The sequence below is a fragment of the Paraburkholderia sp. RL18-101-BIB-B genome (assembly GCF_046026985.1).
Classification (GTDB): domain Bacteria; phylum Pseudomonadota; class Gammaproteobacteria; order Burkholderiales; family Burkholderiaceae; genus Paraburkholderia.
In genome coordinates this window covers 250702-275538 of sequence record NZ_JARESV010000005.1, presented here as the reverse complement: position 1 = coordinate 275538, position 24837 = coordinate 250702, and the positions used below count along the sequence as shown (strand labels likewise).

Below are 24837 nucleotides of genomic sequence, written 5' to 3'. Positions count from 1 at the left end.
GATACCGACTGGAGCGCCCACCTAACGCAGCGTCGGATCACCGACGACCCTGAAGCCTTCGGCACAAGCGGCGCCGGCAAATAGCGCCCAAAAAGTAAGCAGCCAAAAAAAGCCCGACCACCGGTCGGGCTTTAAAGTCAGCTGCGTCCTCCACAGGACGCAGCTCCTGCAAAACAGCTCGCAGCTACTGTACAGGTAAGCGAATACCTTAAGCAGCCAGCAGCGAACGCAGCACGAACGGCAGAATCCCGCCGTGCTTGTAGTAGTCGACTTCGATCGGCGTGTCGATACGCAGCAGCACCTGCACGCGTTTTTCCTTGCCGTCCTTGCCGCGAATCACCAGCGTCACTTCCTGTTGCGGCTTGAAGTCCGCGCCGAGGCCTTCGATGTCGTACGTTTCTTCGCCGGTGATGCCGAGCGATTGCACGCTATCCGAGCCCTTGAACTGCAGCGGCAGAACGCCCATGCCGACCAGGTTCGAACGGTGAATCCGCTCGAAGCTGCGCGCGACCACAACCTTCACACCCAGCAGTTGCGTGCCCTTCGCAGCCCAGTCACGCGACGAGCCCGTGCCGTACTCTTCGCCCGCGAACACGACGGTCGGTGTGCCGGCGTCGATGTACTTCATCGCTGCGTCGTAGATCGACATATTTTCGCCGCTCGGCTGATGAATCGTCAGGCCGCCTTCCACGCGCGAGCCGTCTGCCTTCGTCGGGATCATCAGGTTCTTGATCCGGACGTTCGCGAACGTGCCGCGCATCATCACGTCATGGTTACCGCGGCGCGAGCCGTAGCTGTTGAAGTCGGCCTTCTGCACGCCGTTTTCCTTCAGCCACTTGCCTGCCGGCGAGTCTTCCTTGATCGAGCCAGCCGGGCTGATGTGGTCGGTCGTGACCGAGTCACCGAAAATGCCCAGTGCGCGCGCGTCCTTCACCGCTGCGATGCTGTCGGCCGGCGTCATCGAGAAGTCCTTGCCGAAGAACGGCGGCTCGGCGATGTAGGTCGACTTCGGCCAGTCGTAGACTTGACCTTCCTCGCCTTCGATCTTGCTCCACAGGTCGCCCTTCTTGGTCAGCGACGCGTAGTTTTTGCGGAACGCTTCCGCGTCCAGCGCGAACTTGAGCAGGTCGTTGACTTCATCGCTGGTCGGCCAAATGTCGCCCAGGTAGATGTCCTTGCCGCCCTTGCCCTTGCCGACCGGTTCGGTCATCAGGTCGCGCGTGATGTTGCCGGCGATCGCGTAGGCGACGACCAGCGGCGGCGAGGCCAGGAAGTTGGCGCGGATGTTCGGGTGAATACGCGCTTCGAAGTTACGATTGCCCGACAGAACCGCTGCCGCGACGATGTCGTTCTTCGTGATCGCTTCGTTCAGTTCCGGCGTCAGATCGCCCGCGTTACCGATACAGGTCGTGCAACCGTAAGCGGCCAGCGTGAAGCCGAGCTTGTCGAGGTACTTCAGCAGGTCGGTCTTCGTCAGGTATTCGGTGACGATACGCGATCCCGGCGCCAGCGACGTCTTGATGTGCGGAGCGACCGTCAGGCCGGCTTCGACAGCCTTCTTCGCCAGCAGGCCGGCGGCCAGCAGCACGCTCGGGTTCGAGGTGTTCGTGCACGACGTGATCGCGGCGATCAGGATGTCGCCGTTCTTCACGTCGACGCCATTGCTCGTCGTGTATTGCGCGTCGAGGTCTTCGGCCTTCTTCGCAAAGCCGTTTTCCGCAACCGGCTTGGAGAACAGGTCGCTGAACGTCGACTTCACATTGCCGATTTCGATACGGTCTTGCGGGCGCTTCGGGCCTGCCAGCGACGGTGCGACCGTGCCCAGATCCAGCGTCACGACCTTGGTGTAGTCGATGTCGCCTTCCTTCGGCACGCCGAACAGGTTCTGCGCCTTGAAGTACTTCTCGAAGGCCGAGATTTCCGCGTCCGTGCGGCCCGTGCCCTTGAAGTAGTCGATGGTTTTCTCGTCGACCGGGAAGAAGCCCATGGTCGCGCCGTATTCCGGCGCCATGTTGCCGATCGTCGCGCGATCCGGCAGCGACAGCGAGCGCGTGCCTTCGCCGAAGAACTCGACGAACTTGCCGACAACCTTTTCCTTGCGCAGCAGTTCGGTGACAGTCAGCACCAGGTCGGTTGCCGTCACGCCTTCGCGCAGCTTGCCCTTCAGGTTCACGCCGACCACGTCCGGCGTCAGGAAGTACACAGGCTGGCCGAGCATGCCGGCTTCCGCCTCGATACCGCCCACGCCCCAGCCCACCACGCCGATGCCGTTGATCATGGTGGTGTGGCTATCGGTGCCGACCAGCGAATCCGGGTAGTACACCGTGTCCGCGCCTTCAGCCTTCTTGTGCACGCCGCGTGCGAGGTATTCCAGGTTCACCTGGTGAACGATACCGACGCCCGGCGGCACGACCTTGAACGTGTCGAATGCCTGCATGCCCCACTTCATGAACTGGTAGCGCTCGTTGTTGCGCTGGAATTCCAGTTTCATGTTCAGGTCGAGCGCGTTCTTTTCGCGGAAGTGATCGATCTGCACCGAGTGATCGACGACCAGATCGACCGGGACCAGCGGTTCGATCGACTTCGGATCCTTGCCCATTTGTTTCGCGACGCCGCGCATTGCCGCGATGTCGGCGAGCAGCGGCACGCCGGTAAAGTCTTGCAGCACGACGCGCGACACCACGAACGGGATCTCGTCGACGCGCGCGGCGGTCGGCTTCCAGTTCGCGAGTTGCTCGATGTGTTCTTCGGCGATTTTCTTGCCGTCGTAGTTACGCAGCACCGATTCCAGCACGATTCGGATCGAAACCGGCAGGCGGTCGATCTTGATGTTCAGTGCCTTGCCGAGTTGCGGCAGGGAGTAGAACTTGCCTTTGCCGGAACCGCTGTCGAATTCCTTGAGCGTTTTGTGGAGGTTGTGGGCCATGGTGTTTTCCTTGGTTTGATCGCGGAACTACAGTACTTAACTAGATGACGTACAGATCGACGTATTCATTGACCGGCATGGCTTCGAGCCTTGCCTGATCCAGCGACACGTCGAGAATCGCCAGTTGTTGCTTGACCGGAAAGCGGCGCGCGAGGTTGGTCTTGAACTTCTCGACCAGCAACGGAATCCCGTCTTCGCGACGACGCTTATGACCGATCGGGTATTCGACTACGACTTCGTCGAATGTCGATCCGTCGTTGAATTCGATCGTCAGTGCATTGGCGATCGAACGCTTCTCCGGATCGTGGTAATCCTTCGTGAACTGCGCGTCTTCGACGCATTCCATCTTCGCGCGCAGCACATCGAGCCGCGCGTCCTGCGCGATCGAATCTTCATAGTCCGCGGCCGTCAGCCGGCCGTGGATCAGCGGAACGGCGATCATGTACTGAATGCAGTGATCGCGGTCGGCCGGATTGTTCAGCGGTCCTTTTTTATCGATGATGCGAATCGCGGCTTCGTGCGTGCGGATCGTGATCTTGCTGATGTCTTCGATGCGTTTGCCTTCAGCCGCGAGTTGCGCGTGCAATTTCATCGCGGCTTCCACTGCGGTTTGCGCATGGAATTCTGCCGGAAAAGAAATCTTGAAGAGCACGTTTTCCATCACGTACGAACCGTACGGACGCTGGAACTGGAACGCGTTACCCTTGAAGAGCACGTCGTAAAAGCCCCACGTCTTCACCGTCAGCACCGACGGATAGCCCATCTCGCCGGTCTTCGCGATCAGCGCGAGACGAACGGCGCGCGAGGTCGCATCGCCCGCGGCCCACGACTTGCGCGAGCCGGTATTCGGCGCGTGGCGGTACGTGCGCAGCGCATGCCCATCGACAAACGCCTGCGACACCGCGTTGGTCAGTTCGTCGCGAGTGAGGCCGATCAACTGGCCGACCACCGCGGTCGACGCCAGCTTCACCAGCAATACATGATCGAGCCCGACCTTGTTGAAGGAGTTTTCGAGCGCGATACAGCCTTGAATTTCGTGCGCCTTGATCATGGCGATCAACACGTCTTTCATCGCCAGCGGCGCTTTGCCCGCTGCGATGGCACTGCGCGAGAGCCAGTCGGCCGTCGCCAGAATTCCGCCGAGGTTATCCGACGGATGCCCCCATTCGGCGGCAAGCCAGGTGTCGTTGAAGTCGAGCCAGCGGATCATGGCGCCAATGTTGAAGGCGGCCTGAACCGGGTCCAACTGGAACGACGTGCCCGGCACCTTCGCGCCGTTGGGGACGATCGTGCCCGGCACGATCGGTCCCATCAGCTTGGTGCACGCCGGGTAGGTGAGCGCCTCGAGTCCGCAGCCGAGCGTATCGATCAGGCAGTGACGCGCGGTTTCCAGCGCGAGCCTGCTATCGATCTGATAATCCAGAACGTAATCGACGATATCGGCCAGGACTGGGTCCGGATCGGGTCGCACGTTGGAAATCGGAGCGGACATCGGAGAGCTTTCCTGATGACGATGATTAGTTGCTGGTCTTGTCGATCGCGTTCGATTGCGTCGGAGCCGGTGCGCCTTGCTGCATCGCTGCCGTCTTGCACTCGTCGGCCAGGCGCGAGCTGTCCTTGTCCGAGAACAACATCGCCTTCGTCGGGATCACGACCAGGTCCATACCCGTTGCGGCATCGTGGAAGCGGTCTGCCCCCGTGGTCGTCGCTTCGCGCGGCAGATTGTAATTTTTGTTAGCCCAGTGAACCGTGACGATCTGGTCACGCTTCATGTCGCCCTTCAGTTCGAAAGCCTGGCCTTCGTTGCACGACCACTTTTCCGCGCCTTCCGGTACCGGATCGACCTTCGCTTCCTTGGCCGGGTTCGGTTTGCGCTTGATCAGGCGCTTCGGCTGCGGCTTTTTCGGCGCAGCGCTGGCAGCCGGCTTCGTGGTGGTCGCCGTTTGCGCGGCGGCGTCAGTCGCGACGGACAGCATCGTCGTGGACAGGGCGCCAATCACGGCGGCGATCATCAGCTTTTTCATGGAGAAAACCTTTCTATCTAGTTTCAGTTAAACATTCCGCGGGCTACCGGTCCTGGCGACCGCGTGGTTGAACTGCACGCGCTTTGAAAGCGCACAGCGACCGCTATTTTCTCCTATTTAGCGGCAGGTACTTCAAATTCTCAGGTCCGGTGTAATTCGCGCTCGGACGGATGATCTTGTTGTCGACGCGCTGCTCGATGATGTGCGCGCTCCAGCCGGCCGTGCGCGAGATCACGAAGAGCGGCGTGAACATGGCCGTGGGCACACCCATCATGTGATAAGAGACCGCGCTGAACCAGTCCAGATTCGGGAACATCTTCTTTGCGTCCCACATCACCGACTCCAGCCGCTCGGCGATATTGAACAGCTTGCTGTTGCCCGCTTCCTTCGAGAGCTTCTTCGCGATTTCCTTGATGACCTTGTTGCGCGGGTCGGAGATCGTGTACACCGGGTGGCCGAAACCGATCACCACTTCCTTGTTCTCGACGCGACGGCGGATGTCCGCTTCGGCTTCGTCCGGCGTCTGGTAGCGCGACTGGATCTCGAATGCGACTTCGTTGGCGCCGCCGTGCTTCGGCCCGCGCAGCGCGCCGATCGCGCCGGTGATGGCCGAATAGATGTCCGATCCCGTGCCCGCGATCACGCGGCCCGCAAAGGTCGATGCGTTGAACTCGTGCTCGGCGTACAGGTTCAGCGACACGTGCATCGCGTCGACCCACGCCTTCGACGGCTCCACGCCGTGCAGCAGATGCAGGAAGTGGCCGCCGATCGAATCGTCGTCGGTTTCCACTTCGATGCGCTTGCCGTTGTGCGAGTAGTGATACCAGTAGAGCAGCATCGAGCCGAGCGAGGCCATCAGCTTGTCGGCGATGTCGCGCGCGCCCGGCAGATTGTGATCGTCCTTCTCCGGCAGCACGGTGCCTAGCACCGACACGCCGGTGCGCATCACGTCCATCGGATGGGCGGCGGCCGGAATCCATTCGAGCGCGGCCTTGACGTTCGCGGGCAGGCCGCGCAGCGCTTTCAGCTTCGTCTTGTAGGCGGTCAGTTCGGCCTGGGTCGGCAGCTTTTCGTGCACGAGCAGGTACGCGATCTCTTCGAATTCGCAGGCGCTGGCGATATCGAGAATGTCGTAGCCGCGGTAGTGCAGGTCGTTGCCGGTCTTGCCGACCGTGCAGAGCGCCGTGTTGCCGGCCGTCACACCGGACAGGGCGACGGATTTCTTCGGTTTGAAGCCGCTTTGGGGTTCGTTGCCGCCTTGTGCACCGGCGGTTTGCGTCGTCTCGCTCATCTCCCGCAATCTCCTTTGTGCCTGCTCGATGCTTCTGATTGACCCATGCGTTCGACGCTCGCCGTCTGCAGCGCCACATGATGCCGTGCTTCGATTGCCTGGCGGCGTGCGCATTTGCCGCTCACCGCAGCCGCGCTGATTGCCGCAGCGACTTTCATGCTCATGATCCTGCTTGCACGTCAGTGCCCACTTTCGTGAAAAGCGGCGCGGCGTCTTGCGGGACGGCGCGACCGGTGGCTTGCGCGCGGCGCAGTACCGACCAGTAGTAGCGATAGCTGGCGCGGTCGTGCAGCGTGTCGTGATGGCGGGTCGGGCCCCATTGTGCGGACTGCGCGGCCAGCAGGATGTCGGTGGCCGTGGCGATCTCTTCGTCGCGCGGCGCGAATGCGGCGACGATCGCCTCGATCTGCGCCGGATGGATGCTCCACATGCGTGTGTAGCCGAATTCGTTACGGGCGCGCGCAGCGTCGTTGGCGACCACGCTCATGTCGCGCACTTCCGTGCTGACGTTGTGCGACGGCACTTTGCCGTATGCATGGCAGGCCGCCGAGATTTCCAGCTTCGCGCGCCGCACCAGCGGATGATCGAACTGGCCGGGCGAGCGCATGGCGGTATCGGGAATCGCGCCGTCGTGCGCGGAGACGAAGTCCATCAAGCCGAAGCTCAGCGCTTCCACGCCGGGCAGCGCGGCCAGATCGAACACACGCGTCAGCGCGCCGTGCGTTTCGACCAGCAACTGCACCGGCACCGGTTGCGCAATGCCGAGCTCGCGCCGCGTCGCCTCGATGAACGCGACCATTTCGGCGGCATCGGGGACGTTGCGGATTTTCGGCAGGGTGATGTAGGCAGGCGCTCGCTTCGCGGCACGCAGAATGAGACGGACGTCGTCGCGCCAGTGCGCGTGATCGAAGTCGTGAATCCGCACGCCGACGCGGCCGAAGCGGTCGTACTCGCTGCCTAGCAACGAGGCGACCAGTTCGGCGTGCTGCGCTTCGCGGCCGACCTGCGCGCCGTCTTCGCAATCGAGCGTGATGTCGAACACGGGGCCCAATTGCTGCTGCAATGCCAACGATTTCAGCATCAGCTTTTCGCTGCCGGCGTAGTGATCGCAGGCAGGCAGCACAGCGGGCGGCACTTCGCCGTCAAACAGCACTTCGGCGGGTGTGAGGGCGCGCATCTTCGGCGTCAGGGGCGTGGGTAGTGTTTGGAGAAATCTGATTCGGGCGCGCTCTGCCGGACCGTCACGGCAACTGAGCAAAACGCGCTCGAATCAGATGCGAATAGCAGCATTCGCACGTAAAAAACGGAACCCGCTGCGGTGGCGCCTGTGAGCGCCCCCGGACATTTCGCATCGTGCCAGGCTGCCTGAAAGGCGGCCTGGCGTTGTCTCACGAGTTCCGGTTCGTTTGCATCAGCCGCTTAGCCGAGCAGGTGTTGAACGCCTTCGCGCTCTTCCAGCAACTCGTTCAGCGTGCCGTCCATCTTTTCGCGCGAGAACGCGTCGATTTCCAGACCTTCAACGCGCTTGTACTCGCCGTTTTCGCACGTGACCGGCACACCGTAGATGATGTCTTCCGGAATGCCGTACGAACCGTCCGACGGGATACCCATGGTGACCCACTTGCCGTTTGTGCCGAGCACCCAGTCACGCACGTGGTCGATTGCAGCGTTGGCCGCCGACGCTGCCGACGACAGGCCACGCGCTTCGATGATCGCCGCGCCGCGCTTGCCGACGGTCGGGATGAACGTGTTGCGGTTCCATTCTTCGTCGTTGATCAGCTTGGTCAGGTCTTGACCTTCTGCCGTTGCAACGCGGAAGTCCGGGTACATGGTCGGCGAGTGGTTGCCCCACACAGCCAGCTTTTCGATCGACGCGACCGGCTTGCCCGACTTGGCGGCCAGTTGCGACAGCGCGCGGTTGTGGTCCAGGCGCAGCATGGCGGTGAAGTTCTTCTTCGGCAGATCCGGCGCCGACTTCATGGCGATGTAAGCGTTCGTGTTGGCCGGGTTGCCGACCACCAGCACCTTCACGTCGCGGCTCGCGACCTTGTTCAGCGCCTTGCCCTGAACCGTGAAGATTTCGGCGTTGGCCGACAGCAGGTCCTTACGCTCCATGCCTTTCGAACGCGGACGCGCGCCGACCAGCAGGGCCACGTCTGCATCCTTGAATGCAACTTCCGGATCGTCGGTGATCACGACGCCCGACAGCAGCGGGAATGCGCAATCATCCAGTTCCATCACGACGCCTTTGACGGCGCCTTGCGCTTGCGGCAGGTCGAGCAATTGCAGGACCACCGGCTGATCCTTGCCGAGCAGGTCGCCATTGGCGATGCGGAACAGCAGGGAGTAAGCGATTTGACCTGCGGCGCCGGTGACGGCAACGCGCTTTGCGGGCTTAGCCATTGAGAAATCTCCAGGACGATGCGTTAGACGCTAGGGAAAACGCCATTCTATATGCGCGTTCAGCGAAGCGTTGTGAAACACGGCGGAATTCACTGTCGCGGACTGCCTCGCCAATTGCCGAGGCCGAGCGGCGCGTTGCGGCAAGACCGCCATGCCGGAAATCTGCACTACAGCACGGGAGCGGAATATGAAGCGCCGGGTAGCCGCTGCACGGTGCGGGCTCCTGCAAACAGCGCGTTTCGGCAAGCGTCTGACCAACGAATGGCGGCGAAATCGAAACCTGAACTGCGTGGGAACAGCATGGTGCACAGTGGCTGCCGGTGCGTCGCGGCGCTGCATCAAAACAGCCGCCGAAAAACCCGCAAACCCTTGCTCGACAAGGAGTGTAGGAGTCGTCAGACACAAAGTCAACATTATCTTATGTCTTATATAAGACATATCTATTGCGGGGAAAACCCTAGACGCGGCCTAGCCCTTTATGATGAAATGCGCGGATGAATTCGAACCCGGCGAACACCACGAATCCGAGCGGCCAAGGGGTCGCGGGCGAGGGTGTACCCACTGCGCCTCCGGCCACGTCGCCCACTTTCAGCCCCTTGTACCAGCAGATCAAGGGGTTGATCACGCAGAGCCTCGAAAGCGGCGAGTGGAAGCCAGGCGAGATCATTCCTAGTGAAGTCGAATTGGCGGCCAGATACAAGGTCAGTCAGGGGACGGTGCGCAAAGCGATCGACGAACTTGCCGCCGACAACCTGCTGGTGCGCCGCCAGGGCAAGGGCACGTTTGTTGCAACGCACAACGAAGACCGCGCCCAGTTTCGGTTCCTCAGATTGCTGGCCGATGACGGCGCGGAACACCCGCACGTCAGCCGCCTGCTTGAATGCCGGCGCTTGCGCGCTTCGGCGGACATCGCCCGGCAACTCGATCTGAAACCGGCCGATCCGGTCGTCTTGATCAAGCGCTTGCTGCAGTTCGACGGCGAAGTCACCGTACTCGATGAAATCTGGTTGCCCGGCGCCGTGTTCCGTGGCCTGACGCTCGAGCGGCTGTCGGAGTATAAAGGTCCCCTCTACGCGATGTTCGAGACGGAATTCGGCACCCGCATGATCCGCGCAACGGAGAAGATTCGCGCGGTGGCGGCTGAGCCTTCCGTCGCCGATCTGCTGCATGTGCCGGCGGGTTTTCCGCTGCTATCGGTCGAGCGCGTGTCCTATACCTATGGAGACCGGCCGGTCGAAGTGCGCCGTGGTTGGTATGTCACAACCGGGTACTACTATCAGAACGATCTAAGCTGAATCGGGCTGAATGAGGGCGCTGCGTCCCACACGTGCGCCTGTTTGAAAGCGCCTTTATCGCGCGCGCTGTAACGGACCTGTCGTGGTTTTCGCTGCAGCGCGATATAAAAAGGCGCTAAAATTGCGGATTAGTGTGACTACATAGTAGGGGTCTAGCATGGCTGAAGCCGTAAAAAAACCGAGGCCGGAATTCCGGAACATCGGTATCGGGCAGATATTGACGGCATACCGTCTCCCGCTAGCGGGGCGAGTATCGATCTTGCACCGCTTGAGCGGTGGTCTGCTTTTTGTTTTTCTTCCGTTCCTGCTGTACCTCTTCGATCAGAGTCTGACATCGGAACTTAGTTTCGAAGTCTTCAAAGGTTTCCTCTCCAACATCATCGTCAAGCTCATCACGCTCGTTCTGGCGTGGGCCTTCCTGTTTCACTTCTGCGCCGGCATCCGTCACCTCGTGATGGACACGAACCACAACGCGGTCACGAAGGAAAAAGGCAAATCGACTTCCATCGTCGTTCTCGTCGTGTCGTCGCTGCTCACCATCGCATTCGCGGCAAAACTGTTCGGAGCATTCTAAAAAATGTCAGCTAATAACCGAATCGGTTCGAAGCGTCTCGTTGTCGGCGCTCACTACGGTCTGCGCGACTGGCTGGCGCAGCGCATTACCGCCGCCGTCATGGCGATCTACACGGTGATCCTGCTCGCGTGGTTCTTCGGCGCGCGCGATTTCTCGTACGACGGCTGGGCGTCGATCTTCGCCACGCAGTGGATGAAGCTCGCCACGTTCGTCACGCTGCTCTCGCTGTTCTATCACGCGTGGGTGGGTATCCGCGACATCTGGATGGACTATGTGAAGCCCGTTGGCATCCGCCTGTTGCTTCAAGCGCTGACGATCGTCTGGCTGCTCGCGTGTGCGGGCTACGCTGCGCAGATTCTCTGGAGAGTGTAAAAGAATGGCTGCAATCAAGAATTCTCTGCCGCGTCGCAAGTTTGACGTGGTTATCGTCGGCGCAGGCGGCTCGGGGATGCGCGCTTCGCTGCAACTCGCGCGCGCCGGTCTGTCGGTCTGCGTGCTGTCCAAGGTGTTCCCGACGCGTTCGCACACGGTCGCTGCTCAAGGCGGCATCGGCGCATCGCTCGGCAACATGAGCGAAGACAACTGGCACTACCACTTCTACGACACGATCAAGGGTTCCGACTGGCTCGGCGACCAGGACGCGATCGAGTTCATGTGCCGCGAAGCACCGAACGCCGTCTACGAACTCGAACACATGGGCATGCCGTTCGACCGCAACGCTGACGGCACGATTTACCAACGCCCGTTCGGTGGCCACACGGCGAACTATGGCGAAAAGCCGGTGCAACGCGCTTGCGCGGCCGCTGACCGTACCGGTCACGCGCTGCTGCACACGCTGTATCAGCAGAACGTCGCTGCGAAAACGCAATTCTTCGTCGAATGGATGGCGCTGGATCTGATCCGCGACGCCGACGGCGACGTGCTCGGCGTGACCGCGCTGGAAATGGAAACGGGCGACGTCTACATCCTCGAAGGCAAGACCACACTGTTCGCCACGGGCGGGGCGGGCCGGATCTTCGCGGCATCGACCAACGCGTTCATCAACACCGGCGACGGCTTGGGCATGGCGGCGCGTTCGGGTATTGCGCTGCAAGACATGGAATTCTGGCAATTCCACCCGACCGGCGTGGCCGGCGCGGGCGTGCTGATTACCGAAGGCGTGCGCGGTGAAGGCGGCATTCTGCGTAACTCGAACGGCGAGCGTTTCATGGAACGCTACGCGCCTACTTTGAAGGATCTGGCGCCGCGTGACTTCGTGTCGCGTTCGATGGACCAGGAAATCAAGGAAGGCCGTGGTGTGGGTCCGAACAAGGATCACGTGCTGCTCGACCTGTCGCACATCGGCGCCGAGACGATCATGAAGCGTCTGCCGTCGATCCGCGAAATCGCGCTGAAGTTCGCGAACGTCGATTGCATCAAGGAGCCGATCCCCGTTGTGCCGACCATCCACTATCAGATGGGCGGTATACCGACGAACATCCACGGTCAGGTGGTGGGCACGTCGAAGGGTCACGAAGAGCCGGTCAACGGCTTCTACGCAGTGGGCGAATGCTCGTGCGTGTCGGTGCACGGTGCGAACCGTCTCGGCACGAACTCGCTGCTCGACCTGGTGGTGTTCGGCCGCGCGGCCGGCAACCACATCGTCAAGCACGTGAAGGAAATCAAGGAGCACAAGCCGCTTCCGGCAGACGCCGCCGATTTCTCGCTGGCACGTCTGGCCAAGCTGGAGAAGTCCTCGTCGGGCGAATACTCGCAAGACGTTGCGGCTGAGATCCGTTCCACGATGCAGGCCCACGCTGGCGTGTTCCGCACGTCGGAGTTGCTGGCCAAGGGTGTCGAGCGTATTCGGGAAGTGGCTAACCGCGTCGACAACATCTACCTGAAGGACAAGTCGAAGGTGTTCAACACGGCCCGCATCGAAGCGCTGGAAGTGGAGAACCTGATTGAAGTGGCCCGCGCCACGATGGTTTCCGCCGAAGCGCGTAAGGAAAGCCGTGGCGCGCACGCGCAGAACGACTTCGAACATCGCGACGACGAAAACTGGCTGCGCCATACGCTGTGGTTCAGCGAAGGCGATCGCCTCGACTACAAGCCGGTTCACATGCAACCGCTGACGGTCGAATCGGTTCCGCCGAAAGCGCGGACCTTCTAAGGCACAAGTCAAAGGAATTCAGAAATGGCAAAGCGTACATTTGAAATTTACCGCTACGACCCGGACAAGGACGCAGCGCCGCGCATGCAAACGTACGAGATCGAGATCGACTCGCACGAACGCATGCTGCTCGACGCGCTCATCAAGCTGAAGGCTGTCGACGAAACACTGTCGTTCCGCCGCTCGTGCCGTGAAGGCGTGTGCGGTTCGGACGCAATGAACATCAACGGCAAGAACGGTCTGGCGTGCCTCACGAACCTGAACGACCTGCCGCAAAAGATCGTGCTGCGTCCGCTGCCGGGCCTGCCCGTCGTGCGCGACCTGATCTGCGATTTCACGCAGTTCTTCAACCAGTATCACTCGATCAAGCCGTACCTGATCAACGATACGCCGCCGCCGGAAAAGGAACGTCTGCAGTCGCCGGAAGAACGCGACGAGCTCGACGGCCTGTACGAATGTATTCTGTGCGCCAGCTGCTCGACTTCGTGCCCGAGCTTCTGGTGGAATCCGGACAAGTTCGTCGGCCCGGCAGGCCTGTTGCAAGCCTATCGCTTCATCGCGGATAGCCGCGACGAAGCGACGGGCGAACGCCTCGACAACCTGGAAGATCCGTACCGTCTGTTCCGTTGCCATACCATCATGAATTGCGTCGACGTTTGCCCGAAGGGCCTGAACCCGACCAAGGCAATTGGCAAGATCAAGGAATTGATGGTTCGCCGCGCGGTCTGAGATGGAATCAACATCGCATCAGTCCGACCCTCTCCGCCGCGCGCGCCTTCGCTGGCGCGCGCGGCGGGGCCTGCTGGAAAACGATCTGATCTTTGAACGTTTTTTCGGCCGATATGAGCATGACCTCAGCGATGCTGACGTGGGCGCACTTACACGGCTGCTCGAGCTGAGCGATAACGACCTGATGGACTTGCTGCTCGTGCGCAAGGAACCGGAAGGCGACCTTGCCGACCCGGATGTGATCCGGGTGCTGGAGCTGCTGCGTAATGCCTGACCGGCATGACCGGCTTGAGCGCTGCTTGTCCGCGCTTGTCCGTTGTCCCAGGCGTGCAATTATCGAAACCCTGTTTCCATACTTCGATTGAGGATGTGCTATGACCCCGTCAGATGTTAAAGCCACGCTATCGTTCAGCGACAATTCGCCGAGCGTTGAAATGCCGATTTACAAGGGCACTCTCGGCCCGGACGTGATCGACATCCGCAAACTGTACGGCCAGACCGGCAAGTTCACGTACGACCCGGGCTTCATGTCGACGGCGGCTTGCAATTCGGCGATCACGTACATCGACGGCGACAAGGGCGAGCTGCTGTATCGCGGCTACCCGATCGACAACCTCGCGCAAAACGCCGACTTCCTCGAAACCTGCTATTTGCTGCTGAAGGGCGAACTGCCGAACGCACAGCAAAATGCTGAATTCGTGAAGACGGTCACGAACCACACGATGGTGCATGAGCAAATGCACTTCTTCTTCCGTGGTTTCCGTCGCGACGCGCACCCGATGGCGATTCTGGTCGCCGCAGTCGGCGCGCTGTCGGCGTTCTATCACGACTCGCTCGACATCAACAATCCGCGTCACCGTGAAGTGTCGGCCATTCGCATGATTGCGAAGCTGCCGACGCTGGTGGCGATGGCGTACAAGTACAGCATCGGCCAGCCGTTTGCGTACCCGAAGAACGACCTGTCGTACAGCGCGAACTTCATGCACATGATGTTCTCGAACCCGTGCGAAGAGTACAAGGTCAACGACGTGCTGGTGCGCGCGCTCGACCGTATCCTGATCCTGCATGCGGACCACGAGCAGAATGCGTCGACCTCGACCGTGCGTCTCGCCGGTTCGTCGGGCGCGAATCCGTTCGCGTGTATCGCAGCGGGTATCGCGTGTCTGTGGGGCCCGGCGCACGGCGGTGCGAACGAAGCCGCACTGAACATGCTGGAAGAAATCGGCTCGGTCGACAACATTCCTGAGTTCATCAAGCAGGTGAAGGACAAGAACTCGGGCGTGAAGCTGATGGGCTTCGGTCACCGCGTCTACAAGAACTACGATCCGCGTGCGAAGCTGATGCGCGAAACCTGCCACGAAGTGCTGGAAGAGCTGGGCCTGCACGACGACCCGCTGTTCAAGCTGGCCATGGCACTGGAAAAGATCGCACTGGAAGACGAATACTTTGTGTCGCGCAAACTGTACCCGAACGTCGACTTCTACTCGGGCATCGTGCAGCGCGCGCTGGGCATCCCGACCTCGATGTTCACGTGTATCTTCGCGATGGCACGTACGGTCGGCTGGATCGCGCAGTGGAACGAAATGATCGCCGATCCGGAACAGAAGATTGGCCGTCCGCGTCAGCTGTTCATCGGCGACACGCAACGTGAAGCCAAGCCGATCGCGCAACGTTGATCAGGTTTGAGTCCGCTTAATTCGTAGTGGCTGCGTGCGCTGCGAGTCAGGACGGAGTCTGCTGATAAAGACGCCCCGACGGGTTTTCCGTCGGGGCGTTTTGTTTACAGCTTCTTGTCCCGCGCACTGAGCATGCATTTGCGCGGCAGTGCAGCAGGCGGGGGACGGGTGCGCTCTTGCCGGGTAACGCCAATACAGGTATCGACACTACCACCCAACTCCCTGTTTTTTATCGGTTTTCTCCCTAGTTGAGCGGCCCAGGCGGGGCGCTGCGTGGCATAATCGACCGACACGGTCAGCCCGCAGTCAATACTACCCCGCATACCATGGCACAGACTCTCTACGACAAATTGTGGAACACACACGTGGTCCACACGGAAGAAGACGGTACGACGATTCTCTACATCGACCGTCACCTGCTGCACGAAGTCACCAGCCCTCAGGCGTTCGAAGGTCTGAAGCTGGCTGAGCGTCCGGTGTGGCGCATCAGCGCGAACCTGGCGGTCTCGGACCACAACGTCCCGACCACGGACCGCAGCCACGGCATCGCCGATCCGGTTTCCAAGCTGCAAGTCGACACGCTCGATTCGAACTGCGACGCTTACGGCATCACGCAGTTCAAGATGAACGATCTGCGTCAGGGCATCGTGCACATCATCGGGCCGGAGCAGGGCGCTACGCTGCCCGGCATGACGATCGTCTGCGGCGACTCGCACACGTCCACGCACGGCGCGTTCGGCGCGCTGGCGCATGGCATCGGCACGTCGGAAGTCGAACACGTGCTGGCCACGCAAACGCTCTTGCAGAAGAAGAGCAAGAACATGCTGGTCCGAGTCGAAGGGCAACTGCCGCGCGGTTGCACCGCGAAAGACATCGTGCTCGCCATCATCGGCAAGATCGGCACGGCAGGCGGCACCGGCTACGCGATCGAATTCGGCGGTTCGACGATTCGCGCGCTCTCCATGGAAGGCCGCATGACGGTTTGCAACATGGCGATCGAAGCAGGCGCGCGAGCCGGCATGGTCGCGGTCGACGATACTACGGTCGAATACCTGAAGGGCCGCCCGTTCTCGCCGGAAGGCGTGGAGTGGGATCACGCGGTCGAATACTGGAAGCAATTCAAGTCGGACGAAGGCGCACAGTTCGATCGCGTGGTCGAACTGAACGCAGCGGAGATCGTGCCGCAAGTCACGTGGGGCACGTCGCCGGAAATGGTCACGGCCGTGGACGGCCGCGTGCCGGATCCGGACCGCGAGAAAGACCCGGTCAAGCGCGACGCCATGGAGCGCGCGCTGAAATACATGGCGCTCGAACCGAACGCGCCGATCGAGTCGATCAAGCCGGATAAAATCTTCATCGGGTCGTGCACCAACGCGCGCATTGAAGACATTCGCGCCGCGGCTTACGTCGTGAAGAAGCTGGGCCGCCGCGTGGCGCCGAACATCCGTCTGGCCATGGTAGTGCCGGGTTCGGGTCTCGTGAAGGCACAGGCGGAACGTGAAGGCCTCGACAAGGTCTTTACCGATGCCGGTTTCGAATGGCGTGAACCGGGTTGCTCGATGTGTCTCGCCATGAACGCCGACCGGCTGGATCCGGGCGAACGTTGCGCGTCCACGTCGAATCGTAATTTCGAAGGTCGTCAGGGCGCCGGTGGCCGTACCCACCTCGTGAGCCCCGCGATGGCTGCGGCTGCGGCCATCGAAGGGCATTTCGTCGATATTCGCAAGCTTGGATAAACACGCATGATGAAGAACATGAGTCGCACCACTCTATTGCGCCGCTTCGCGCTCGGTTCCCTGGCTGGGCTGTTGCTTGGTCTGGCCGGTTGCAACACGGTGCACGGATTCGGCGAGGACATGTCGCACCTCGGCAATTCGATCAGCAACCACGCTGATAAATAAGCGGTTTTTGATTTTTGCCGGCCATGCGCCGAGCGGCTTTCCGGCCGCCGCGCGCATCGCCCGGTCTTGAAACAGGCGCAAGCGTCATGGATAAATTCATCGTACACACCGGCGTCGTGGCGCCGCTCGATCGCGAGAACGTCGACACGGACGCGATCATTCCGAAGCAATTCCTGAAGTCGATCAAGCGCACGGGTTTCGGTCCGAACGCGTTCGACGAATGGCGCTACCTCGACCACGGCGAGCCGGGTCAGGACAATTCGAAGCGTCCGCTGAATCCGGATTTCGTGTTGAACCAGCCGCGCTATCAGGGCGCTTCGGTGCTGCTGGCGCGCAAGAATTTCGGTTGCGGCAGCTCGCGCGAGCACGCACCCTGGGCGTTGGAGCAATACGGCTTTCGCGCGCTGATCGCGCCGAGTTTCGCCGACATTTTCTATAACAACTGCTTCAAGAACGGCGTGTTGCCGATCGTGCTGACCGAACAGCAAGTGGATCACCTGTTCAACGAGACGTATGCGTTCAACGGTTTCAAGCTGACAGTCGATCTCGAGGCGCAAGTCGTGCGCACGTCGGACGGCGGCACCGAATATCCGTTCGAAGTCGCGGCGTTCCGCAAGTACTGCCTGCTGAACGGCTTCGACGACATCGGCCTCACGCTGCGTCACGCGGACAAGATTCGCCAGTTCGAAGCAGAGCGCATTACGAAGCAGCCTTGGCTGAATCACCGCATCGTCGGTTAAGCGCGTAGGGTCTCTGAGGCCCGCTCGTTGATTCAAGCTCGCAAGAAAACGTCGGGGCGCCCCAAGTTTTCTTGCCCCCCGCGGGGGGCCTGACGCGAAGCGACAGGTCTGGGGGCACTCTCACTCTCGAAGCAAACATCAAGGAATTCGCATGAAGATCGCAGTCTTGCCGGGCGACGGCATCGGTCCCGAAATCGTCAAGGAAGCCGTCAAGGTCCTGAATGTACTCGGCGAAAAGTTCGAACTCGAAGAAGCGCCGGTTGGCGGCGCGGGCTACGAAGCGAAGGGCCACCCGCTGCCCGACTCGACGCTGGCGCTGGCGAAAGAAGCCGACGCGATCCTGTTCGGCGCCGTCGGCGACTGGAAATACGACTCGCTCGAACGCGCGCTGCGCCCGGAGCAGGCCATTCTGGGTCTGCGCAAGCACCTGCAACTGTTCGCGAACTTCCGTCCGGCGATCTGCTATCCGCAACTCACCGGCGCGTCGTCGTTGAAGGAAGAGATCGTCTCGGGCCTCGACATCCTGATCGTGCGTGAACTGAACGGCGACATCTATTTCGGCGCGCCGCGCGGCGTGCGTTCGTCGCCGGACGGGCTGTTCGAAGGCGCGAAGGAAGGCTTCGACACGATGCGTTACTCGGAGCCCGAAGTGCGCCGCATTGCGCACGTCGCGTTTCAGGCGGCGCAAAAGCGTCAGAAGAAGCTGACGAGCGTGGACAAGGCCAATGTGCTCGAAACCTCGCAGTTCTGGCGCGACGTGATGATCGACGTGTCGAAGGAATATGCTGACGTCGAGTTGTCGCACATGTACGTCGACAACGCCGCGATGCAGCTGGTGAAGGCGCCGAAGGCGTTCGACGTGGTCGTCACCGGCAACATGTTCGGCGACATTCTCTCCGACGAAGCGGCCATGCTGACGGGTTCGATCGGCATGCTACCGTCCGCCTCGCTCGACAAGGACAACAAGGGCTTGTACGAGCCGTCGCATGGTTCGGCACCGGACATTGCCGGCAAGGGCGTCGCGAATCCGCTCGCCACGATTCTGTCGGCGGCCATGATGCTGCGCTATTCGCTGAACAAGGCGGAGCAGGCCGATCGTATCGAAAACGCCGTGAAAAAGGTGCTCGAACAAGGCTATCGCACCGGCGACATTCTCACGCCGGGTTGCAAGCAGGTCGGCACCGTCGCGATGGGCGACGCGGTCGTTGCAGCGCTGTAAAAGCAGGCAAGTAATGCAGGCAAGTCAAGTGGCAGTCAGGTCGACAAACGGCCTTTAAAACGCGAATTGGCCTCGAAAGAGGTCGATTCGCGCGCAATACGGACGGCAGCGGCGGACATTGACGTCGCCGGATTCCGGTTTTCGTGTATATTGTAGCGATGGCGCACACAGCTCAAATCTCCTCGATTTCGACACTGCACGGCAAAACGGCCCGTGTGGTTGAGCTCGCCATTACCGCCAAAGCTTCCATTAAAACGATTACCCCGAAAACGATCACGAAGCGCTGATCGTCCGTCGTGCCCGCTCATCTTCCCCGCGCGGTCACTGCGGGCAAAGATGCGGGGAAGTTTCCATTCGAAGGGTATGAAGTCATGAACGTAGGTCTCGTAGGTTGGCGCGGCATGGTCGGCAGCGTCCTGATGCAACGCATGCAGCAGGAAGGCGATTTCGATCTTATCGAACCGGTGTTTTTCAGCACCAGCAACGCGGGCGGCAACGCGCCGTCGTTCGCCAAAAACGAGACCAAGCTCAAAGATGCGACAAGCATCGACGACCTGAAGAAGTGCGAAGCGATCATCTCGTGCCAGGGCGGCGACTACACGAACGAGGTGTTCCCGAAGCTGCGCGCCGCGGGCTGGAACGGCTACTGGATCGACGCGGCGTCGTCGCTGCGCATGAAGGGCGACGCGGTCATCATTCTCGATCCGGTCAACCTCGACGTGATCAAGAACGCGCTGGTCAAGGGCCAGAAGAACTTCATCGGCGGCAATTGCACCGTTAGCCTGATGCTGATGGCGCTCGGCGGCCTGTTCCGCGAAAACCTCGTCGACTGGATGACGGCTATGACTTATCAGGCCGCTTCGGGCGCGGGCGCGCAAAACATGCGCGAACTGCTGCAGCAAATGGGCACGCTGTACGGTGCGGCGAAGGAAGACCTGGCGGATCCGTCGTCGGCGATTCTCGACATCGACCGCCGCGTGCTGAGCGCGATGAACAGTGACCGTATGCCGACCGACAACTTCGGCGTGCCGCTCGCCGGCTCGCTGATTCCGTGGATCGACAAGGATCTCGGCAACGGCATGTCGAAGGAAGAGTGGAAGGGCGGCGCGGAAACCAACAAGATTCTCGGCAAGCCCGCCATGGGCACGCCGGGTTCGATTCCGGTCGACGGCCTGTGCGTGCGCATCGGCGCAATGCGCTGCCACTCGCAGGCACTGACCATCAAGCTGAACAAGGACGTGCCGCTCGACGAAGTGAACAGCATCCTCGCGTCGGGCAACGACTGGGTCAAGGTCGTGCCGAACGAGCGTGAAGCGTCGATGCGCGATCTGTCCCCGGCGGTGGTGACGGGTACGCTGACGGTGCCGGTCGGCCGCGTGCGCAAACTGGCGATGGGCGGCGAATATCTGTCGGCTTTCACGGTCGGCGATCAGTTGTTGTGGGGCGCGGCGGAACCGCTGCGTCGCATGCTTCGCATTGTGCTCGACAAGTAAAGTAAACTACGCGCTCACGACGCGTAGAAAACTCAAGAAGCGTCGCGCTTGCGCGGCGCTTTTTTCATTGTGTGCTCCGATTATCTTGTCTCTTTCCAACCGCAAAAAAGGGCTGCGCGCTGACGCGCCAGGAGTCCCGATGAACCTTCGACTCTCATCCCTTCGGGCTATGTTCATTCATCGAGGTGCGGGCCGATTGGCCGCTGCCACGGCTGCGGCTCTCGCGCTGGCGGGTGCCGGCATGGGCAGCGCGCTCGCCGCGCCGGGCGATGCCGCGAGCGCGCCGGACGCCGCCTCCGTTTCGTACGCGAACGGCGGTCAAGTGACGGTACGGCCCGGGCAGTCGCTGAACGACGTGGCGATTGCCGTCACGCAGTCGCACGACAAAGCGACGCTCGCGCGCGCCTCGCGCGCATTGTTCGATGCGAACCCGAATGCCTTCATGAGCCACGACCCGAGCCGGTTGCGGCTGGGCGCGGTGCTGACGGTGCCCGTGTTGGATGCGTCGGGCGCGCTGGCTGCGTCGGCGGCGGGTGTTGCGACGGCGGCTTCCGCGGCTGCGCCTGCTTCCACGTCGAATGCAGCGTCGGCGACCGACGCGGCGAGTGCTGCAGCGCAGGTCAACGCGGCGGCGGCAAGCGCAGCAAGCGCTGCGGCTCGCGCGGCGACGGCGGCCGCGCCTGCTGTTTCGGCGATGGCCAGTGCGGCCACTGAGGCAAGCTCGGTGGCGCCTGGTGGCACGGCTTCATCGGCGCCGGTCGCGGGATCGCAGGCGGCGGCACTGCCGGCCAGCGGCACCCATGAGTGGACCGGTTCGATTCAGCCCTCGGCTAGCGAGGCCGCTGAAGGCGCATCCGCGGCTGGTGCGGGAACGACTCCGGCGACGACCGCCGCGCAGCCGGCGTCGCAACCGCGCGCGCAGGTGTCGAGCTTGCAGCAATTGCTCGCGCTGAAGAATCGCGTGCTGATGGAGTTGCAGAAGCATGGCATCGGCGGGACCCCGCCTGCTACGGGCACCGCGTCGAACAATGTCGCGCAGCCGGCAGCTGGCGTGTCCTCAGTGGCGGCTGTGCCGAGTCATGGCGCTACGCCGGTGGCATCGACGTCGAATGATGCCGGCATGTCGCAGACGGAGTTGAGTGTGGCGGCGGCGGTCGGCGCGGCGCTGGTGGCGCTGCTGGCGGCGTTGCGTATGGGCCGGCGTAAGCGCGAACGTGCGGCGGCGGAAGCTGCGTCGACGGATGGCGATGCGGCGGTGTCCGCGCGCGCAACGGGTCCGCAGGACATCGTTTCGACGCGCGAGCAGGTTCCGGTGCGCGAAGCGTCGGACGCCGGCGATGATGCGGCCGTGGGAAATGCGGCGGCGCTGGCGGCTGCGGAACGTGAAGCTGCCGAAGGTGACGCGGCGGCGCGTGAAATGGCGGAGCGTGTGGCGGCGGAGCGCGACGCGGAGATTCGTCGGGCGGCTGCGCGCGAGGCGGCGGAGAAAGCGGCGGCGGAACGTGTGGCTGAAGAACGGGCTGCGGCAGAGCGTGCTGCGGCGGAACGCGCGGCGGCGGAGCAAGCAGAGGCAGAGCGCGCAGCGGCGGAACGTGCGGCAGCGGAGCAAGCAGAGGCAGAGCGCGCAGCGGCGGAACGCACGGCAGCGGAGCGAGCAGAGGCTGAGCGCGCAGCGGCGGAACGCATGGCAGCGGAGCGAGCAGAGGCTGAGCGCGCAGCGGCGGAACGCACGGCAGCGGAGCAAGCAGCGGCAGAGCGCGCAGCAACAGAACGCGCAATCGCAGAACGTGTAGCGGAACAACATCCCGCAGGCCACGCAACCTTCTCCTTACCCGACCACATCTCGCAAGAGCGCGACGTAACACCCGCGTCCGTCGAACCCGCGCAATTGGATTCGAACACCGCTCCATCCGCTCAGAGTGGCTTCACTCCCGAACCTCTCCCGGCTCCGCACCACGACGACTTCGATAGCGCGACCACGGCCGCGAGCCTTGCCGCCGCTGCGGAACTCGGCGCCGAGGCGTTGCCGCTGGCGCCGCTCGAACCCGTCAACGAAGCCTTCCTGCACGAGGAACCTGCCCATCGTCTGCAATGGGACGACGTGCCGGCTGTGCCGCAGGAACCTTCCGTCGAGCCGCACACGATTTCGGCGTTCGGCCAGCCGTACAGCGACGCACCGGTGCCGACCGCGCCGCTGGCGGGTGAGACGCAGCAAGCGCACACCGAACCGTCGTATGAACCGCACCAATCGGCCCAAACGGCACCATCCAATGCCGCACCGAAGCTCGAGCCTGAAGAACCGCTAGCGCAACCCCAGTCCGCGCCCGCAGCCGTGCCGGCCGAATTCCCGCGCGACGCCGTCGATGCGTTCGGCAGCCTCGACATGCCGTTGCCCCCGCGCGTCGAGTCGTCCGCAGACGCCCTGCAAGTGCCCGCCTCACTGTCGACCCAACCGGTGGCATCGCCGGAATTCACGGCGAAACATGCCGCGCCGTTACCCCAGCCGGACGACGACGCGCCGCATATCGCCGACGAAATCACCGCCGGCACCGCAGGCCACGCGGCCGTCGCGGGCCTGGGTGCGGGTTTAGGTACGGGCTTCGGCGCATCCGGCTTCGGCGCGTTGAAGCTCGATTTCGACCTCGAATTGCCGCCGAGCCCGGCCCAGCCGTTGCCGGCGTTCACGCAGAACGATCTCGGCCGCATCGCTCGCAACAAGCTCGAACTGGCGGCCGAGTACATCGAACTCGGCGATCTGTCCGGCGCGCGCGCGCTCATCAACGAAGTGATCGAGACGAACGATCCGGGTACGCGCACCGAGGCCCGCGCGTTGCTCTCGACGCTCGCCCCGTTGTCGTGAAGCGTATTGCTCTGGGCGTCCAGTACGACGGTTCGGCATTCTGCGGTTGGCAGTCGCAACCGCACCGCAACACCGTTCAGGACGAGCTCGAACGGGCGCTGCGCGAGTTCGCGCAGACGCCGGTGCAAACCGTCGTCGCGGGCCGCACGGATACAGGGGTGCATGGTCTCGGCCAGGTCGTGCACTTCGACACAGAACTCGATCGCGCCGACGTGTCCTGGGTTCGTGGCACCAATTCGTTCCTGCCGAAGACCATCTCGATCCAGTGGGCCAAGCCGATGCCCGACGAGTTCCACGCGCGTTTCTCGGCGTTCGAGCGGACCTATTACTATGTGCTGTACGTTCATCCGGTGCGCTCGCCGATGCTGGCGACGCGGGCCGGTTGGGTGCATACGGCGCTCGACGTCGGCGCGATGCGGGCGGCCGCGGCTCATCTGATCGGCGAGCACGATTTTTCGGCGTTCCGTTCGTCGCAATGTCAGGCGAAAACGCCGGTCAAGCATCTGTATCAGATCGACGTACGGGAGCAGGGCGACTTCGTCCATTTCCGTTTTCGGGCGAACGCCTTCCTGCATCATATGGTGCGTAACCTGATGGGCTGTCTCGTCTACATCGGCCGTGGCCGTCGCCCGGTCGAATGGATGGCCGAGGTGCTCGCGAGCCGTGATCGCGATTTCGCCGCGCCGACCTTCATGCCCGACGGCTTGTATCTGGCGCAGGTGGGCTATCCTGAGCAATTCGCCGTGCCCGCGCCGCAGACAGGCAGCGTGCCGTGGAGTACCGTATGGACCGAGCAAGCCCAAACATGAAAGCAACCGAAACCCTCGCGAACGAATCCCACGCCGGCGCGCAGCAGCAGGCGGCGCCGCATCGCACGCGCATCAAGCTGTGCGGCCTGTCCAAGCCGGAAGACGTGTCCCATGCCATCGACCTCGGCGCCGACGCGATCGGCCTCGTGTTCTACCCGCCGAGCCCGCGCTCGGTCAGCGTCGCGCAGGCGGTCGAACTGGTGCACGACGTGCCGCCGTTCCTGTCGGTGGTCGGCTTGTTCGTCAACGCCACGCCGGACTGGATCCGCGAGGTCGCGAGCAACGTCGGCCTCACGCTGTTGCAGTTTCACGGCGACGAGACGCCGGAACAGTGCGAATCGCTTGCCGGCGTTGCGGGTTTGCCTTGGTTGCGCGCGTTGCGCGTTGCGGCGGATACTCAGCCCGCCGATTTGGTAAAATCGGCTCTTAGCTATTCAGCAGCCAGCGGCCTTCTGTTCGACACCCATGTCGAAGGATACGGCGGCGGCGGGAAGGTCTTCGATTGGTCACTTATTCCAGCAGAGCTCGCGCGTCGGGCCGTTTTGAGTGGTGGGTTGAACGCGCAAAACGTCAGTGATGCGATCCATCGCGTGCGCCCGTACGCGGTCGATGTCTCGAGCGGCATCGAAACGCCGGGCGCCAAGGGCGTGAAAGATCACGCCCGGATGGCGGCGTTCGTACGCGCTGTGCGCGCAGCGGACGCCGAATGATTCCGGCGCGGCGGTTGTCTCGCACGAGAGCCGCG

At 62.2% G+C, this 24837-nt stretch carries 21 protein-coding genes; 15 read left to right on the top strand and 6 right to left on the bottom strand.

What is annotated here, in order from left to right; translation table 11 throughout:
• Positions 1-208: 208 nt before the first annotated feature.
• The 6 genes from acnA to P0D73_RS11835 form a co-directional block, all read right to left on the bottom strand.
• Entirely contained in the window at positions 209-2926 is a 2718-nt protein-coding gene (gene acnA, locus P0D73_RS11860; protein ID WP_132383595.1) for an aconitate hydratase AcnA, read from the bottom strand.
• A 40-nt stretch (positions 2927-2966) separates the two neighbouring features.
• Positions 2967-4418: a bifunctional 2-methylcitrate dehydratase/aconitate hydratase gene (locus P0D73_RS11855; protein WP_408177679.1), complete on the bottom strand. Its 1452-nt coding sequence runs from the start codon at positions 4416-4418 to the stop codon at positions 2967-2969.
• A 25-nt stretch (positions 4419-4443) separates the two neighbouring features.
• Positions 4444-4950: a hypothetical protein gene (locus P0D73_RS11850; RefSeq protein WP_132383599.1), complete on the bottom strand. Its 507-nt coding sequence runs from the start codon at positions 4948-4950 to the stop codon at positions 4444-4446.
• A gap of 103 nt (positions 4951-5053) precedes the next feature.
• Positions 5054-6241: a bifunctional 2-methylcitrate synthase/citrate synthase gene (gene prpC, locus P0D73_RS11845; protein ID WP_408177680.1), complete on the bottom strand. Its 1188-nt coding sequence runs from the start codon at positions 6239-6241 to the stop codon at positions 5054-5056.
• 160 nt (positions 6242-6401) lie between these two features.
• A complete protein-coding gene (locus P0D73_RS11840) occupies positions 6402-7418 on the bottom strand; it encodes an HpcH/HpaI aldolase/citrate lyase family protein (RefSeq protein WP_408177681.1) in 1017 nt (338 codons plus the stop codon).
• A 242-nt stretch (positions 7419-7660) separates the two neighbouring features.
• Positions 7661-8644: a malate dehydrogenase gene (locus tag P0D73_RS11835; protein ID WP_132383605.1), complete on the bottom strand. Its 984-nt coding sequence runs from the start codon at positions 8642-8644 to the stop codon at positions 7661-7663.
• Positions 8645-9138: 494 nt separating this feature from the next.
• Here P0D73_RS11835 and P0D73_RS11830 point away from each other — a divergent pair, with 494 nt between their 5' ends.
• From P0D73_RS11830 to P0D73_RS11760, 15 genes are all read left to right on the top strand, one after another.
• The gene (locus P0D73_RS11830; protein ID WP_132383607.1) at positions 9139-9939 is read left to right on the top strand and encodes a GntR family transcriptional regulator; all 801 of its coding nucleotides are present in this window, start codon (positions 9139-9141) and stop codon (positions 9937-9939) included.
• A gap of 157 nt (positions 9940-10096) precedes the next feature.
• A complete protein-coding gene (gene sdhC, locus P0D73_RS11825) occupies positions 10097-10513 on the top strand; it encodes a succinate dehydrogenase, cytochrome b556 subunit (protein WP_132383609.1) in 417 nt (138 codons plus the stop codon).
• Between the two features lie 3 nt (positions 10514-10516).
• Positions 10517-10885, top strand: coding sequence for a succinate dehydrogenase, hydrophobic membrane anchor protein (gene sdhD, locus P0D73_RS11820; RefSeq protein ID WP_132383610.1), 369 nt, complete (start codon positions 10517-10519; stop codon positions 10883-10885).
• A gap of 4 nt (positions 10886-10889) precedes the next feature.
• Positions 10890-12665 carry a succinate dehydrogenase flavoprotein subunit gene (gene sdhA, locus P0D73_RS11815; RefSeq protein ID WP_408177683.1) on the top strand — a complete coding sequence of 592 codons (1776 nt, stop codon included), beginning with the start codon at positions 10890-10892 and terminating at the stop codon, positions 12663-12665.
• Positions 12666-12689: 24 nt separating this feature from the next.
• Positions 12690-13394 (top strand): succinate dehydrogenase iron-sulfur subunit, encoded by a 705-nt coding sequence (locus P0D73_RS11810; protein ID WP_408177684.1) that lies wholly within the window; start codon positions 12690-12692, stop codon positions 13392-13394.
• Between the two features lies 1 nt (position 13395).
• Positions 13396-13668 (top strand): FAD assembly factor SdhE, encoded by a 273-nt coding sequence (locus P0D73_RS11805; RefSeq protein WP_132383615.1) that lies wholly within the window; start codon positions 13396-13398, stop codon positions 13666-13668.
• A gap of 100 nt (positions 13669-13768) precedes the next feature.
• The gene (gltA, locus tag P0D73_RS11800; protein WP_132383616.1) at positions 13769-15070 is read left to right on the top strand and encodes a citrate synthase; all 1302 of its coding nucleotides are present in this window, start codon (positions 13769-13771) and stop codon (positions 15068-15070) included.
• Between the two features lie 326 nt (positions 15071-15396).
• A complete protein-coding gene (gene leuC / locus P0D73_RS11795) occupies positions 15397-16806 on the top strand; it encodes a 3-isopropylmalate dehydratase large subunit (RefSeq protein WP_132383618.1) in 1410 nt (469 codons plus the stop codon).
• Positions 16807-16812: 6 nt separating this feature from the next.
• Positions 16813-16971 (top strand): entericidin A/B family lipoprotein, encoded by a 159-nt coding sequence (locus P0D73_RS11790; RefSeq protein ID WP_408181688.1) that lies wholly within the window; start codon positions 16813-16815, stop codon positions 16969-16971.
• Positions 16972-17057: 86 nt separating this feature from the next.
• Positions 17058-17711 (top strand): 3-isopropylmalate dehydratase small subunit, encoded by a 654-nt coding sequence (leuD, locus tag P0D73_RS11785; protein ID WP_132383622.1) that lies wholly within the window; start codon positions 17058-17060, stop codon positions 17709-17711.
• Between the two features lie 151 nt (positions 17712-17862).
• Positions 17863-18930, top strand: coding sequence for a 3-isopropylmalate dehydrogenase (gene leuB, locus P0D73_RS11780; protein WP_106313336.1), 1068 nt, complete (start codon positions 17863-17865; stop codon positions 18928-18930).
• Between the two features lie 371 nt (positions 18931-19301).
• On the top strand, positions 19302-20423 hold the full coding sequence (gene asd, locus P0D73_RS11775) for an aspartate-semialdehyde dehydrogenase (RefSeq protein WP_408431443.1): 1122 nt from the start codon (positions 19302-19304) through the stop codon (positions 20421-20423).
• A gap of 139 nt (positions 20424-20562) precedes the next feature.
• Positions 20563-23283: a FimV C-terminal domain-containing protein gene (locus P0D73_RS11770; RefSeq protein ID WP_408431441.1), complete on the top strand. Its 2721-nt coding sequence runs from the start codon at positions 20563-20565 to the stop codon at positions 23281-23283.
• On the top strand, positions 23280-24092 hold the full coding sequence (truA, locus tag P0D73_RS11765) for a tRNA pseudouridine(38-40) synthase TruA (protein WP_132383628.1): 813 nt from the start codon (positions 23280-23282) through the stop codon (positions 24090-24092). Before P0D73_RS11770 ends, truA begins: the two co-directional genes overlap by 4 nt.
• Entirely contained in the window at positions 24089-24802 is a 714-nt protein-coding gene (locus P0D73_RS11760; RefSeq protein ID WP_408181683.1) for a phosphoribosylanthranilate isomerase, read from the top strand. The genes truA and P0D73_RS11760 overlap by 4 nt, the downstream gene beginning before the upstream one ends.
• Positions 24803-24837 lie beyond the last annotated feature (35 nt).